This is a genomic window from Sphingopyxis bauzanensis (genome assembly GCF_002205675.1).
Classification (GTDB): domain Bacteria; phylum Pseudomonadota; class Alphaproteobacteria; order Sphingomonadales; family Sphingomonadaceae; genus Sphingopyxis; species Sphingopyxis bauzanensis.
On sequence record NZ_NISK01000004.1, the window covers coordinates 391,325 to 406,257 of the forward strand.

A 14,933-nucleotide genomic window follows, 5' to 3' on the forward strand; every position below is an offset into this window, starting at 1 on the left:
CGCAGTCCATGACCCGCGCCCGCGTCCTCCTCCTGACCGCCGCCCTCGGCCCGCTCGATTATCGCGTCCCGCAGGGCAGCGACGCGCCGCTCGGCAGCGTCGTGATCGCGCCGCTGGGGCCGCGGCGGATGGGCGGGGTGGTGTGGGAGGATGCGAGTTTCGGCGCGCCCGAGGCAGTCGGCGACAATCGCCTGCGCAATCTTTACGAAATCGTCGCCGTCCCGCCGATCGGCGCGGCGCTACGCCGCCTCGTCGAATGGACCAGCGACTATTATCTCGCCCCGCCGGGGTCGGTGCTGCGGATGGTGCTGCCCGGGGTCGCCTTTGCCGACGCCAGGCGCCCGATTGTCGAATATCGCGCCACCGGCGAATTGCCCGCGCGCATGACTCCGCAGCGTAGCGTCGCGCTCGAAAAGATCGGCGTCCGGCAGGGCATGGTGCGCGAACTCGCCGCGCTCGCCGAGGTCAGCGACGCAGTGATCCGCGGCCTCGTGACCACCGGCGCGCTCGAAGCGGTGACGGTATCGGCTGATCAGCCATACCCCCACCCTGATCCCGCGTTCGCGCCGCCCGACCTGTCCGCCGAACAGACCGCCGCCGCCGCGCAGCTGACCGATGCGGTCGCCGCAGAGAAGTTCGAGACGCTGCTGCTCGACGGGGTCACCGGGTCGGGCAAGACCGAAGTCTATATGGAGGCGATCGCCGCCGCGATCGACGCAGACAAGCAGGCGCTTGTCCTGCTGCCCGAAATCGCGCTGACCGAACCGATGCTGACGCGCTTCGCCGCGCGCTTCGGCTGCGAACCGGTGGCCTGGCACTCGGGCCTCCGCTCGACGGAGCGCCGCCGCGCCTGGCACGCGATTGCCGCGGGTGAGGCGAAGATCATCGTCGGCGCGCGCTCGGCGCTGTTCCTCCCCTATGCCCGGCTCGGCGTCATCGTCGTCGACGAGGCGCATGAGACGAGCTTCAAGCAGGAGGACGGCGTCCATTATCACGCGCGGGACGTTGCCGTGATGCGCGGGCATTTCGAGGGGCTGCCGGTGGTGCTGGCGAGCGCGACCCCGGCGCTCGAAAGCCTCGCGATGGTCGAGGCGGGGCGCTATCGCCACATTGTCCTGCCCGCGCGCTTCGGCGGCGCCACCCTGCCCGACCTCGCCGCAATCGACATGCGCAGCGACCCGCCCGACCGCGGCCGCTGGCTCGCCCCGCCGCTCGTCGACGCACTCGCCGACCGCCTCGCCAAGGGCGAGCAGAGCCTGCTGTTCCTCAACCGCCGCGGCTTTGCGCCGCTGACGCTCTGCCGCACCTGCGGCCACCGCATTCAGTGCCCGAATTGCACCGCGTGGATGGTCGAACACCGCCTCGTCCACCGCCTCGCCTGCCATCATTGCGGCCATGTCATGCCGCCGCCGCGGCTGTGCCCCGAGTGCGAGGACGAGGACAGCCTGGTCGCCTGCGGGCCAGGGGTCGAGCGCGTCGCCGACGAGATCGCGCTGCGCTTTCCCGAGGCGCGCGTCGCCATCGTCACCTCGGACACGCTCTGGTCGCCCGCGAAAGCCGCCGAGTTTGTCGACAATGTCGAGGGCGGGCTGGTCGACATCATCATCGGCACCCAGCTCGTCACCAAAGGCTATCATTTCCCCAACCTCACCCTCGTCGGGGTGGTCGATGCCGACCTCGGCCTCGACGGTGGCGATCTGCGTGCGTCCGAGCGCACCTTTCAGCAGATCGCGCAGGTCGCGGGGCGGGCCGGGCGCGGGGTCAAGCCCGGCGAAGTTCTGATCCAGACGCGCGTGCCCGATGCGCCCGTCATGGCGGCGCTGGTCGCCAACGACCGCGACGGTTTCTACGCCGCCGAAGCCGCGGCGCGCAAACAGGCGGGCGCCCCGCCCTATGGCCGCTTCGCCGCGCTCGTCATCTCTTCCGAAGACATCGAAGTCGCCCGCGGCGTCGCCCAGCGGCTTGGGGCGAAAGCCCCGGTTGCAGAAGGGCTTGCGGTCTATGGCCCCGCCCCCGCCCCGCTCGCGATGCTGCGCGGCCGCCACCGTTTCCGCCTGCTCCTCCACGCGCCGCGCAGTTTCGACCTGCAAGGCACAATCCGCGACTGGGTCGCCAGCATCGACTGGCCCAGCAAGGCGCGGCTGGCGATCGATATTGATCCATATAGCTTTGTATAGGTCTGACAGACCTTTACTGTAAGCCGAAGCGCTGGCAGCAAGGAGGCACGATGCCAACCGGGGGAGCAGCGGCATGCACAGAATTCGCCTGTTTACAATTGCGGTTACGCTGGCCGCGATGGTTAGCCCGGCGCACGCCAAATGGCTGCGTGCCGACACCGATAATTTCATCATCTACAGCGAAAGCAGCGAACGGTCGCTGCGCAGCTTCGCGGAAAATTTGCAGCGCTTCGACGCCACCCTGCGCTTGCGGCTCGCGGTGCCGGGCGGCAAGGAACCGAACCGGCTGACCATCTATCTGGTCCCCCGCGCGGCCGATGCGGGGCGGTTGGCGACGGGCAAGGCCGGGTCGTCGATCGCCGGATTCTACAGCGCCGACCTCGACGGCAGCTATGCGGTGTCACATCGCGAGGTGATCGAATTCAAAGGGGCGTCCTCATCCCAGCAAACGCTGTTTCATGAATATACCCATCATTTCATGAAACGCTATTTCGGCGCGGCGTTTCCGGCGTGGTTCATCGAGGGATTCGCCGAATTTTACTCGACGACCGACTTCACGGGCAAAGGCCAGTCGCAGGTGGGCCGTCCTGCCTATTTCCGGGCACACGGGTTGATCAACATGCCCCGCATTCCGGTCGAGAAGCTGCTCCTGCAACAACCGCGCGAGATGCGGTCCTCGGGCCAGATGGACGTTTATTACGGCCGCGCGTGGCTGCTGACGCATATGCTCTATTATAATTCCGATCGCGCGGGACAGCTCACCGCCTATATCGAAGCCATCAATCGTGGCGAAAACGGCGAAGAGGCGGCGGTCGCGGCTTTCGGCGACCTGCCTGCGCTCGACCGCGACCTCCAGCGCTATCTTGGCCGTCCGCTCAGCTATCTAACCTCGGTAAACCCCATCCCTATCCCAGGATCGATCACGATAACGCCGCTTCCCCATGCCGAGGATGCGCTAGTACAATGGCAACTCAAACGACGGAGCGCGCGCGGCGGCGAACATTTGACAGAGGTGCGGGACGGATTGAAAAGGCTCGCTGCCGAATATCCCGACAACGCCCAAGTCTGGTACGAACTGGCACGCGCGGAATGGGATCTGGGCGACGAGAAGCGCGACGCCGCGGCGGCGCGCTTCTCGGCCGACAAGGTTCTGGCCATCGAGCCGAAGCATGTTCGCGCCAATATAGTATTGGGCGAAATGATGATCCACGACCTCGGCAAGCGCGACACGGTCACGAGCGCGGACTGGACAGCCGCGCGCCAGCCGATCATCCTCGCCAACCGCACTGATCCGGACGATCCCGTCCCGCTTTACGCTTATTATAACAGCTTTCTCCAGCAAGGCATCACGCCGCCCGCAATTGCCGTCACCGGGCTCGAACGCGCTTTCGCGCTCGGTCCCGAAAGCGCCAGCGCGCGCATCGCCTATGCTTTCGCACTCGCGCGCAACGGCGACTTCGATCGTGCCGCGCGGCTCGCCAAAGTCGTGGCGTTCGATCCGCACGACAGTGGACAGGGCGAACATATCCTCGCCCAGATCGAGTCAATGCGCAAAGCGGACGATGCCGCCGCCAGCGAAGGCGACGACGCGTCGGAAGAGGCCGACGCCAATCAATAATCGGGTTCGGCGCCGCCCAGCACCTGTTCGGCCTGCCCCGTGACCCACGCCATCGCCGCGGCCCACGGCTGATGCCCATGACTGATCCGCGCGACGCCGAGGTTCGCCAGCTCACGGTGCGTTGGCCCGCCCTTGCCGCGCAGGATGTTCACCGGCAGCGGAGAGGCGTCGCAGATCGCGGCGATGCATTTGGGGTCGAGCAAGAAGGGCACGAACAGCGACCCTGCGCCCGCGTCGGCGTAGGCATGCGCGCGCTCAATCGTTGCGGCGACGAGCGCCTCGCCGTGCTGCGCGCCATCGGCGCCGCGAAAGATATCACAGCGGGCGTTGACGAAGATGCCGGTATCGGTCGCGGCGCGGTAACGCGCGATGGCTTCGGCAACGGGCAGCAGGGCCGATTGGCCGGGCAGCCGGTCTTCGATATTGATCCCCGCCGCACCCGCATCCTTTGCGCGCCCGACCGACGCGCCGACCGCCGCCGGGTCGGCACCATAGCCCGATTCCATGTCGATGGTGACCGGCAGGTCGGTGACCGCCAGGATGCGCGAGAGGTTCTCGAACACATCTTCGAGCGGAAAATCCTCGCCATCGGCGCGGCCCTGCGCGCCCGCGACGCCGAAGCTGCCCGTCGCGATCGCTTTGGCGCCCGCCGCGGCGACCGCCTTGGCACTCCCCGCGTCCCAGATGTTGACGAGGATCAACGGGTCGCCGGGGACATGCAGTGCGCGGAACTCCGCAATTTTGTCGGACATCAAAAGCTCTCCCTTTTCAGCAACTCTTCCTTGATCGTCAGGCCATAGGCATAGCCGCCGAGCGTCCCGTCGCTGCGCACCACCCGGTGGCACGGGATCAGTACCGCGACATTATTGGCGCCATTGGCGCTGCCCGCGGCGCGCACCGCCTTCGGCTTGCCGACCGCGGCGGCGATATCGGCATAGCTGCGCGTCTCGCCCGCGGGGATCTTGCGCAGCTCGCGCCACACCGCTTCCTGAAAGGCCGTCCCTTTGACGTCGATCGGGATATGGTCGAACCCGTCGGTAGGGGCTTCGACCGCCGCGACGACCTGCTTCAGCAGCGCCGAAAACTCGTCGCCTCCCTCGACCAGATCGGCGGCGGAGAAGCGTTCTTCAAGCGCCTCGCGGCCTTCAGCGAACGACAGGCGGCACACCCCCTTGTCGGTCGCGGCGACCAGCATATCGCCCAGGCTCGTCGGCACCACCGCCCAGTGGATCGTCACCCCCTTGCCGCCGTTCACCCAAGCCGAAGCGGTCATCCCCATCCGTCCCTCCATATTGTCATAGAATCGCGATGGCCCCGAAAAGCCCGCGTCGTAAATCGCGTCGGTCACCCGGCCGCCCTCGCTCAGCGCCTGCCGCGCGCGTTCCTCGCGCAGTGCGCGGGCATAAGCGGCGGGCGACAGGCCGGTATGGCGCGTAAAGACGCGCTGGAAATGCGTCGGCGAATAGCCGGTGCGCCCCGCCAGATCGGCGAGCGCGAGCGGCTCCTCGCTTGCCTTGATCGCGTGGATCGCCGCGAGCACCGCGCCTTCGTCGCGCGCGACATCGTCGGGCAGGCAGCGCTTGCACGGGCGCAGGCCGGTCGCGCGCGCCGCGGCGCCATCGGCAAAGAAGCGGACATTGTCGCGCAGCGGGTGGCGCGCCGCGCAGCTCGGCCGACAATAGATACCGGTGGTCAGCACCCCGGTGACGAACCGCCCGTCGAGCGCGCGGTCGCGGCGGAGCACCGCCGCCCAGCGCGCATCGTCGGTCATGGTCTCGGCGGCGCTCATACCCCGTCCCTCTCGATCCGCGCCGCGAAACAGCCATGCGCGGCGTTGTGCGCGTCGATATAGGCGATGCCAGCGTCGGCGAACAGGTCGCGGATCGCGCCATCGGCCTCGCCCGGACCCGCGAGCCGCGCGGTTTGCAGCATGCCGTCGGCAGCGAACGCACGCAGCGCGATGGGCCGACCCTCGAACACCGGCGGTACGGTATCGCGATAGCTTGCCGCGTCGACGCTCGGCCGCACATAGATCGCATAGGCGCTGCGATACGGCGTTTCGACATCGTGGCTGGTGTGGTGGAGCAGGATCAGCTCCTCTCCGGCACGCGCATCCTGCAGGCTGATCCGGCACGGAAAGCCGCTGTTAGCGGTTGCAGTGACGCGGCGCGCGTTGATCGCGGCGAGTTCGGCGTCATCGAGCGCGAACAGCGGGGCAAAGCCGTCGGGGCTGAGTCCCTGGATCGAATAGGTCATCGGGTCTTTCCTTCTTCTGCGGTCGCCGCAGTCTTGCCACCACCGCGCCCACTGGTGCGTCCCGATGCTTGCGTTCAAAGTTGGCGGGGCTAGGGTGCGCGCCATGACCCGCCTCCTCGCGTTGCTGCTCGCCCTTCTGACCGTCACCGTTCCCGCGCACGCCGCCGACGACATCAGCGCTGCGTCGCGCAGCGTCGTGCGCGTCGTCACCGTCGCGATGGTCGACGGCGAGGTCGTCGGTTTCGGCCATGGCAGTGGCATCGCAATTTCGCCGACACGCATCGTCACCAACGCGCATGTCGTCGAATCGGCGGTCAAATATCCAAACAATGTCGCGCTCGGCGTCGTCCCGTCGGAGGGGCAGAAAAGCTATGCCGCGAAACTGATCGCGATCGACACGGCGCGCGACTTGGCGCTGATCGAAATCACCGAGGCCCGCCTGCCTGCCGCCGCGATCTACACCGGCCCGCTCGAATCGGGCGCCGATATCGTCGCGCTCGGCTATCCGGGCAATGTCGATCTCGCGACCGCGCGCAGCGCCAACGACTATATCACCCCGCGCACCCCGACGCGCAGCGAGGGCAATCTGTCGAACACGCAGAGCGTCGACGGGGTCGCGATGCTGATCCACACCGCCAAGATCTCACGCGGCAATTCGGGCGGCCCGCTCGTCGATGCGTGCGGGCGGATCACCGGGATCAACACCGCGATCACCCGCGCCGACGATGGCGATTCGCCCTTTGCCTTTGCGATCGCGGGGCGCGAGCTCACCCGCTTCCTGACCGACGCAAACCAGCCATATACCAGCGTCGGCACCCCCTGCCTGTCGCTTGCCGAGGCCGATGCGCGCGACCGCGCCGCGATGGACGCTGAACAGCGCGCGAGCGCCGAGGCCAACGCCGCCAAGGATGCCGCCGCAAAACTCGACCGTGACCTGAAACAGGCGCGCGCCGAGGAAGAAGCCCTGGCGTCGCGCGAGAACCGCATTGCGCTTGCCGGAGTAATGTTCGTGATCGGCGCGCTGGCAGCGGGTGCCGGGCTGCTTTTCTATAGCCAGCAGAATATGCGCAATGCGAAAATCGCAGGCGGCGCAGGGGCGGTGCTGATGCTCGGCGCCGCGATGCTGTTCGTCACCCGCCCCGACGCACGCGCCGAGCTTGCGGCGGACAGCACGTCGCCGCCCGCTACTACCGAACCCAGGCTGGCCGAGGGCAATTTTCTCTGCACGATCCGCACCGATCGCAGCCGGATCACCGTGTCGGCAACCACCGACGTGCCGGTGACGATTGGCGCGGGGGGCTGCGTTAACGACCGCACCCAATATACCAAGGGCGCCGACGACCGCTGGCAGCGCATTCTGGTCCCCAATGAGGAAGCGACCGTCACTGTCGCGTCGATCGATGCGACCGGGCGCGATTATCGCGTCGACCGCTATCTGCTCGATGCCGAAGCGATGACCAAGGCGCGCGAGATCCGCGCCGGGGTAACGCTCAAAAGCTGCACCGCCGACCCCGACGCGCTCGCAGGCCTCGCCGCACAACAGGACGCCATCCGCAGCGCGCTGCCTGCCAGCCCGAACGAACGGCTCGTCTATCGTTGCCAGCCCGCGGCGCGCGGCGGCGTGGGAAGTTAGTCTCCCGAGCGTAGCGGGCGGTCGGTCAACGCGTTGACCCAGTCGGCAAAGATTGCCTGCGCCGCCGCAGAGTAGGCCAGCTCATGCCCAACGCCCGCGACCAAGGCCACCGTCGCATCGGGCCGCGCGCGTCGCAGCCTCGCCAGATTGGCGGGCCTGACCAGCGTATCGCCGTCGCCGTGCATCAGGAACACAGGCACCTTCACCCGCGCCAGCTTGCCGACATTGTCAAAGCGGTCGCGCACCAGCCATCGCGGGACGAAAGGCATCGCCTCCCCGACAACGTCGGGCAGGCTGGAAAAGCCCGACACCAGCATCAGCGCCGCAACATCGTGGCGCAGCGCCATTTCGGTCGCCGGTCCCGACCCGATCGAATTGCCGACGATAATGACGTCGCGCGCCGCGATCCGCTGCGCCGACAGCCAGCGTATCGCGGCGTCGCCGTCACGATACAGCCCCGCCTCCCCCGGCGATCCGGGATTGCCGCCATAGCCGCGATATTCGACGAGCATCAGCCCGTTGCCGTTCGCCGCAAGCCCGCGCGTCGCCTCGATCGCGCCGAGCAGATTGTCGCCATTGCCATGGAAGAAGAGGATGGTGCGCTGGCCCGGCTGCGCGGGGCGGTGGAATGCGGAAAGCCGCAACCCGTCGCCGGTCTGCGTGTGGACCAGCCGGAAACCCGGCGGCGGCGCCTGCGGATATTGGCTCGGCGCCGGAAAGATCAGCCGCCGCTGCTGCGTGTAGAGCAGCGCCGTCGCAGCAATCATGAGAATGAGCGCGAAAACCAGCAGTCTGATTGCGCTCTTCATTTGTTATCGAAGGCCGAGGCCATCGCGGATGTGGACCGCCGCATCCGCGGGCGCGACAACCCCTGTGTCGATCTCGATTGCCGCAGCGATCGGCGGATAGGTGAAGGCGCCCTTTGCCTCTAGGTCGCGCAGCAAAGTCAGCGACGACAACTTGCCGCTCGCCTGCCGCGACTCTGCTTCGATCCGCGATTCGACGACTTCGGGCGCGCAGCGCAAGCCCACGAAATCGACCCGCCCACCCGCAGCCTCGACCAGCGCTGCGACGTGCTGCGGAAAATCAGAAGCAACACTGGCTTCGGGATGGAAGGTAAAGATCAGCGAGCGCTTCTCCGTCGCTGCCGCGCGGAAGACATCGAGCCACATCGCCTCGCGCAATTGGATGAAGGTATCGCTCCCGAACGGAAAGACCGCGAGTAGCGCATCCACGACAAGGTGATTGTGGAATAGCGGTAGTCCGGTGAGAGCAGCGAGCTCGCGCGCTACCGTCAGCTTGCCGCTCGCTGCGGGGCCGTGGATGAAGACAAGCCTCATCCGCCGCACGCTTTGAACAGCATCAGCGTGCACTCGCGTGCCAGTTCGGCGCTTGGTTCGTGATAATCCTTGCGCCGGTCGCTGTTGAAACCGTGGCCCGCCTCGTAAACGAAGATCTGCGCGGTCGGATGCTCCTTCGCGATCAGCGCCTCGACCCCCTCCATCGGGATGCCGCCGTCGAAGCGGCCGAAATGGGCGATCGCGGCGCAGCGCGGCGCCTCGTCCTTGAACATCGTCGGGACCAGGCTGCCGTAATAGGCGCTGGCCGCGGCGACATCGGGGCTGATCTGCGCCATCCGCCACGCGACCGATCCGCCATAGCAAAAGCCGGTGATAAACACTGGCCCTTTCGATTTCAGCGCGTCGACACACGTCTGCGCATCCTTCAGGCTCTGCTCGAACGGGTGCAACTCGCGCGCCAGCTGGACCGCACGCTGGAACTGCGGCCCCGAATAATCGCTCTCGAACCCGGGATGTTCGCGGTCGAACAGTGCGGGGGACAGCACCTCATAACCGTCGGCGGCATATTCGTCGCACAGCTCGCGGATATGATCGGTGACCCCGAAGATTTCCTGCACCAGCACGAGCCCGCCGCAGCGCTCGCCGGTCGGCCGGGCATGATAGACCGCGATTTCGGCGCCATCGTCCATCGTCATCCGAATCATTTCACCCACAGGCTTCACCCCTCGTCCGTTCGCGCTGAGCTTGTCGAAGCGCAGTCCTTCTTGGGCGCCTTTTGGAGAAAGAGCGGCCCTTCGACAAGCTCAGGGCAAACGGCTTTGGGGACGGACTCTGATTCGCCCCACCCCCGCCTTGCATTGCAACAAAATCGTTGCTAGGCGCGCCGCGACTTCGCTGCGGGGGATATTTCCGAATATCCGCTTAAAACCCGCGCGGCCCATCCCCCACGGGATCGTAGCAAAGGACTTTCACGCGTGGAGAATTCCGGCGGCATTCAAGGCAACATCACGGCGGGCCTCGCGGGCCGCTATGCGGTCGCTTTGTTCGATCTAGCGCGCGAATCGAACGCGATCGACGCGGTCGCCAAAAGCCTCAGCGACCTGCGCGCAGGCCTCGCCGAATCGGCTGACCTGTCGGCGCTGATCGCCAGCCCGGTTGTCGGACGCACCGATGCCGCCAATGCCATCGGCGCCGTTGCAAAAGCGATGCAGATCGATTCGCTGACCGCCAAATTTCTCGGCGTGCTCGCCGAGAATCGCCGTCTGGCTGACCTGCCCAAGATGATCGACGCGTTCGACGCGATCGTCGCGAACCATCGCGGCGAAGTGACCGCCAAGGTCACCAGCGCGCACCCGCTTTCCGCCGCGCAGCTCAAAGAGCTGACCGCGAACCTCAAATCCCGTGTCGGGCGCGACGTTTCCGTCGCGACGACCGTCGATCCCGCCATCCTCGGCGGCCTCGTCGTCCAGCTGGGCAGCCAGCTGATCGACGGCAGCATCCGTACCCGTCTCAATAGTTTCGCCCAGGCGATGAAGGGCTGAAAGCCCGTACGCCCAATTGCCCCGATGAAAGGCTAAACAATGGAAATCCGCGCCGCTGAAATCAGCAAGGTCATCAAGGACCAGATCGCCAATTTCGGCACCGACGCCACGGTCAGCGAAATTGGTCAGGTGCTGTCGGTCGGCGACGGCATCGCCCGCGTTCACGGGCTCGACAATGTCCAGGCCGGTGAAATGGTCGAATTCGCCAATGGCGTGCAGGGCATGGCCCTCAACCTCGAAGCCGACAACGTCGGCATCGTGATCTTCGGCAGCGACGCCGAGATCAAGGAAGGCGACCAGGTGAAGCGCACCGGCACGATCGTCGACGTCCCCGTCGGCAAAGGCCTGCTCGGCCGCGTCGTCGATGGCCTCGGCAACCCGATCGACGGCAAGGGCCCGATCAAGGCTGACAAGCGCATGCGCGTCGAAGTGAAGGCACCGGGGATCATCCCGCGCACCTCGGTTCACGAACCCGTCCAGACCGGCCTGAAGGCGCTCGACGCCCTCGTCCCCGTCGGCCGCGGCCAGCGCGAACTGATCATCGGCGATCGCCAGACCGGCAAGACCGCCGTCGCGATCGACACCTTCATCAACCAGAAGGCCGCCAACGCGGGCGATGATGAGTCGAAGAAGCTGTATTGCATCTATGTCGCCGTCGGCCAGAAGCGCTCGACCGTCGCGCAGATCGTCCGCCAGCTCGAAGAAAATGGCGCGATGGAATATTCGATCGTCGTCGCCGCGACCGCGTCGGAACCCGCCCCGCTGCAGTTCCTCGCGCCCTATACCGGCTGCACGATGGGTGAATTTTTCCGCGATAACGGCATGCACGCCGTCATCGTCTATGACGATCTGTCGAAGCAAGCCGTCGCCTATCGCCAGATGTCGCTGCTGCTGCGCCGCCCGCCGGGCCGCGAAGCCTATCCGGGCGACGTTTTCTATCTGCACAGCCGCCTGCTCGAGCGTGCCGCAAAGATGAACAGCGACAATGGTTCGGGTTCGCTCACCGCGCTGCCGATCATCGAAACGCAGGCAGGCGACGTTTCGGCGTATATCCCGACCAACGTGATTTCGATCACCGACGGCCAGATCTTCCTCGAAACCGGCCTGTTCAATGCCGGTATCCGCCCGGCGATCAACGTCGGCCTGTCGGTGAGCCGCGTCGGCTCGGCCGCGCAGACCAAGGCGATGAAAAAGGTGTCGGGCTCGATCAAGCTCGAGCTCGCGCAATATCGCGAAATGGAAGCCTTTGCCCAGTTCGGTTCGGATCTTGATGCGTCGACGCAGAAGCTGCTCAACCGCGGCGCGCGCCTGACCCAGCTGCTCAAGCAGGCGCAGTTCCAGCCGATGCCGTTCGAAGAGCAGACCGCGTCGATCTTTGCCGGCACCAACGGCTTCCTCGACAATGTCGCGACCACCGACGTCAACCGCTACGAACAGGCGATGCTCGCCTATCTGCGCAGCGACCACGCCGATGTGCTCAAGACGATCCGCGACACCAAGGATCTGGGCGACGACGCCAAAAAGGGTCTGGTCGGGGCGCTCGAAGCGTTCGGCAAGATTTTCGCTTAAAACTGTTCCCCGGCGCAAGCCGGGGCCCACAGAGATCCCGGCTTTCGCCGGGACACAAGGATAGGGCTTCATGGCCAGTCTGAAGGAACTCAAAGGGCGGATCGGCTCGGTCAAATCGACCCAGAAGATCACCAAGGCCAAGAAAATGGTCGCCGCGGCCAAGCTGCGCCGCGCGCAGGCGGCCGCCGAAGCCGCGCGCCCCTATGCCGAACGGCTTGAGGGCGTCGTTGCAAGCCTAGCGTCGAAGGTCGGCGGGTCCGATTCGGCGCCGCAATTGCTCGCGGGCACCGGCAAGAGCGACACGCATCTGCTCGTCGTGCTCAACAGCGACCGCGGCCTCGCGGGCGCGTTCAACTCGAACATCGTCCGCGCCGCGCGCGACAAGGCGCTCGACCTGCAAGCCCAGGGCAAGAAAGTCCTTTTCTTCCTCGTCGGCCGCAAGGGCCGTCCGGTCATCGCGCGCCTGTTCGCGGGCCAAATCGTCGAGCAGTACGAGACGACCGGCATCCGCGACATCGGCTTTGCACAGGCGCAGGACATCGCCGCCAAGGTGATGGAGATGTACGAAGCTGGCGCATTCGATGTCGCGCATCTCTTCTATTCCAAGTTCCGGTCGGCGCTGCTGCAGGAAGCGACCGGCCAGCAGCTGATCCCGGTTCCCGCCCCCGTCGATGTTCCGGCATCGAGCGGCGCCGCGGTCGAATATGAACCCGACGAGGAAGCGATCCTCGCCGACCTGTTGCCGCGCAATATCACGATCCAGATCTTCAAGGGTCTGCTGGAAAACGCCGCGTCCGAACAGGGCGCGTCGATGACCGCGATGGACAATGCGACGCGCAACGCGGGCGACCTGATCAACAAGCTGACCATCATTTACAACCGCACGCGTCAGGCGGCGATTACCACTGAACTGATTGAAATCATCGCGGGCGCCGAAGCGCTCTAATCGATCAACCCAAGGAAGAAGACCATGGCAACCGCTCCCGCTCCCGAGAAGAAGGCTCCGGCCAAGAAGGCCGCCGCGCCCAAGGCTGCTGCGCCGAAGAAGGCTGCTGCGCCCAAAACCGCCAGCATCGGCATCGCCACCGGCCGCATCGCGCAGGTCATCGGCGCCGTCGTCGACGTGCAGTTCACCGGCACCCTGCCCGCGATTCTGAACGCGCTGGAAACTGACAACAACGGCAACCGCCTCGTTCTCGAAGTCGCACAGCACCTCGGTGAAAACACCGTTCGCACCATCGCGATGGACGCCACCGACGGCCTGACCCGTGGCCAGCCGGTTCGCGACACCGGCGCGCAGATTTCGGTACCCGTCGGCCCGCAGACGCTCGGCCGCATCCTCAACGTCATCGGCGAGCCGATCGACGAACGCGGTCCGGTCGTCACCGACCTCCGCTCGCCGATCCATGCCAAGGCGCCTGAGTTCGTCGACCAGTCTACCGAATCGAGCATCCTCGTCACCGGCATCAAGGTCATCGACCTGATCGCGCCTTACGCCAAGGGCGGCAAGATCGGCCTGTTCGGCGGCGCCGGGGTCGGCAAGACCGTTCTCATTCAGGAACTGATCAACAACATCGCCAAGGGCCATGGTGGTACGTCGGTGTTCGCGGGCGTCGGTGAACGCACCCGCGAAGGCAACGACCTTTATCACGAATTCCTCGATGCCGGCGTTATCGCCAAGGACGCCGATGGCAACCCGACCCCCGAGGGTTCGAAGGTGGCGCTGGTATTCGGCCAGATGAACGAACCCCCGGGCGCCCGCGCCCGCGTCGCGCTGTCGGGCCTGACGATCGCCGAATATTTCCGCGACGTCGAAGGCCAGGACGTGCTGTTCTTCGTCGACAACATCTTCCGCTTCACCCAGGCGGGTTCGGAAGTGTCGGCGCTGCTCGGCCGTATTCCCTCGGCCGTGGGTTATCAGCCGACCCTGTCGACCGACATGGGCGCGCTGCAGGAACGCATCACCTCGACCAACAAGGGCTCGATCACCTCGGTGCAGGCCATTTACGTTCCCGCGGATGACTTGACCGACCCGGCGCCTGCGACCTCGTTCGCTCACTTGGACGCGACGACGACGCTGAACCGCGCGATTTCGGAACTTGGCATCTATCCGGCGGTCGATCCGCTCGATTCGACCAGCCGCGTGCTGACCGCCGCGATCGTCGGGCAGGAGCATTATGAAACCGCCCGCCGCGTTCAGGAAACGCTGCAGAAGTACAAGTCGCTGCAGGACATCATCGCCATTCTCGGCATGGACGAGCTTTCGGAAGAAGATAAGCTGGTTGTCGCCCGCGCGCGCAAGATCCAGCGCTTCCTCAGCCAGCCGTTCCACGTCGCCGAAGTCTTCACCAACATCCCCGGCAAGTTCGTGGCGATCGAAGACACGGTGAAGTCGTTCAAGGCGGTGGTCGACGGCGAATATGACCATCTGCCGGAAGCGGCCTTCTACATGGTCGGCGGCATCGACGAAGCGGTCGCCAAGGCCGCAAAGCTCGCCGAAGACGCGTAACAAACCTACACCCCTCCCCGCGCGGGAGGGGTTTAAGGACATATCATGGCTCTGAAGTTCGAACTCGTCACCCCGGCCCGCCTCGAGCGGTCGATCGAGGTTTATATGGTCACCGTGCCCGGCGCCGAGGGCGATTTTTCGGTGCTCGAAGGCCATGCACCGTTCATGGCAACGCTGCGCAACGCGCCGCTGACCATCTATGCCACGCAAGGCGCCGCGCCCGAGGTGATCGAAGTCGAAGGCGGCTTTGCCGAGGTCAACGAGTCGGGTCTGACCGTCCTCGCCGAGCATATCGCCAGCTGATCCTTTCCGCCGTCCACGGCAGAAGC

The 14,933-nt window shown here is 65.8% G+C and carries 14 protein-coding genes; 8 read left to right on the forward strand and 6 right to left on the reverse strand.

Features of this window, described 5'->3' with window-relative positions; all coding sequences use genetic code 11:
• The first annotated feature begins 8 nt into the window (after positions 1 to 8).
• Together CDQ92_RS17370 and CDQ92_RS17375 are read left to right on the forward strand one after the other, a co-directional pair.
• Positions 9 to 2,177, forward strand: coding sequence for a primosomal protein N' (locus tag CDQ92_RS17370; protein ID WP_088443002.1), 2,169 nt, complete (start codon positions 9 to 11; stop codon positions 2,175 to 2,177).
• A gap of 73 nt (positions 2,178 to 2,250) precedes the next feature.
• Positions 2,251 to 3,795, forward strand: a complete 1,545-nt coding sequence (locus CDQ92_RS17375) for a hypothetical protein (protein ID WP_144035817.1) — start codon at positions 2,251 to 2,253, stop codon at positions 3,793 to 3,795.
• Here CDQ92_RS17375 and CDQ92_RS17380 read toward each other — a convergent pair.
• The 3 genes from CDQ92_RS17380 to CDQ92_RS17390 are packed head-to-tail and all read right to left on the reverse strand — an operon-like array spanning position 3,789 to position 6,051.
• On the reverse strand, positions 3,789 to 4,547 hold the full coding sequence (locus CDQ92_RS17380) for an isocitrate lyase/PEP mutase family protein (RefSeq protein ID WP_088443006.1): 759 nt from the start codon (positions 4,545 to 4,547) through the stop codon (positions 3,789 to 3,791). The two genes, CDQ92_RS17375 and CDQ92_RS17380, sit on opposite strands and share 7 nt — an antisense overlap.
• Entirely contained in the window at positions 4,547 to 5,584 is a 1,038-nt protein-coding gene (gene ada, locus CDQ92_RS17385) for a bifunctional DNA-binding transcriptional regulator/O6-methylguanine-DNA methyltransferase Ada (RefSeq protein ID WP_088443008.1), read from the reverse strand. The genes CDQ92_RS17380 and ada overlap by 1 nt, the downstream gene beginning before the upstream one ends.
• Positions 5,581 to 6,051 (reverse strand): DUF1203 domain-containing protein, encoded by a 471-nt coding sequence (locus tag CDQ92_RS17390; RefSeq protein ID WP_088443010.1) that lies wholly within the window; start codon positions 6,049 to 6,051, stop codon positions 5,581 to 5,583. Before CDQ92_RS17390 ends, ada begins: the two co-directional genes overlap by 4 nt.
• A gap of 103 nt (positions 6,052 to 6,154) precedes the next feature.
• Here CDQ92_RS17390 and CDQ92_RS17395 point away from each other — a divergent pair, with 103 nt between their 5' ends.
• A complete protein-coding gene (locus CDQ92_RS17395) occupies positions 6,155 to 7,684 on the forward strand; it encodes a S1C family serine protease (RefSeq protein ID WP_088443012.1) in 1,530 nt (509 codons plus the stop codon).
• Here the strand turns inward: CDQ92_RS17395 and CDQ92_RS17400 are convergent.
• Genes CDQ92_RS17400 through CDQ92_RS17410 form a run of 3 tightly spaced genes read right to left on the reverse strand, consistent with a single transcriptional unit; the run spans position 7,681 to position 9,689 of the window.
• Positions 7,681 to 8,493: an alpha/beta hydrolase gene (locus CDQ92_RS17400; RefSeq protein ID WP_088443014.1), complete on the reverse strand. Its 813-nt coding sequence runs from the start codon at positions 8,491 to 8,493 to the stop codon at positions 7,681 to 7,683. The two genes, CDQ92_RS17395 and CDQ92_RS17400, sit on opposite strands and share 4 nt — an antisense overlap.
• Positions 8,494 to 8,496: 3 nt before the next feature.
• A complete protein-coding gene (locus CDQ92_RS17405; protein ID WP_088443016.1) occupies positions 8,497 to 9,024 on the reverse strand; it encodes a P-loop nucleotide/nucleoside kinase family protein in 528 nt (175 codons plus the stop codon).
• Positions 9,021 to 9,689, reverse strand: coding sequence for a dienelactone hydrolase family protein (locus CDQ92_RS17410; protein ID WP_088443434.1), 669 nt, complete (start codon positions 9,687 to 9,689; stop codon positions 9,021 to 9,023). The genes CDQ92_RS17405 and CDQ92_RS17410 overlap by 4 nt, the downstream gene beginning before the upstream one ends.
• Positions 9,690 to 9,959: 270 nt before the next feature.
• Here CDQ92_RS17410 and CDQ92_RS17415 point away from each other — a divergent pair, with 270 nt between their 5' ends.
• From CDQ92_RS17415 to CDQ92_RS17435, 5 genes are all read left to right on the forward strand, one after another.
• Positions 9,960 to 10,526 (forward strand): F0F1 ATP synthase subunit delta, encoded by a 567-nt coding sequence (locus CDQ92_RS17415; RefSeq protein ID WP_088443018.1) that lies wholly within the window; start codon positions 9,960 to 9,962, stop codon positions 10,524 to 10,526.
• Between the two features lie 39 nt (positions 10,527 to 10,565).
• A complete protein-coding gene (gene atpA / locus CDQ92_RS17420) occupies positions 10,566 to 12,095 on the forward strand; it encodes a F0F1 ATP synthase subunit alpha (protein ID WP_088443020.1) in 1,530 nt (509 codons plus the stop codon).
• Positions 12,096 to 12,165: 70 nt separating this feature from the next.
• The gene (locus CDQ92_RS17425) at positions 12,166 to 13,041 is read left to right on the forward strand and encodes a F0F1 ATP synthase subunit gamma (protein WP_088443022.1); all 876 of its coding nucleotides are present in this window, start codon (positions 12,166 to 12,168) and stop codon (positions 13,039 to 13,041) included.
• A gap of 24 nt (positions 13,042 to 13,065) precedes the next feature.
• Entirely contained in the window at positions 13,066 to 14,604 is a 1,539-nt protein-coding gene (gene atpD / locus CDQ92_RS17430) for a F0F1 ATP synthase subunit beta (protein ID WP_088443024.1), read from the forward strand.
• Positions 14,605 to 14,649: 45 nt separating this feature from the next.
• Entirely contained in the window at positions 14,650 to 14,907 is a 258-nt protein-coding gene (locus CDQ92_RS17435; protein WP_088443026.1) for an ATP synthase F1 subunit epsilon, read from the forward strand.
• The last annotated feature ends 26 nt before the right edge of the window (positions 14,908 to 14,933 follow it).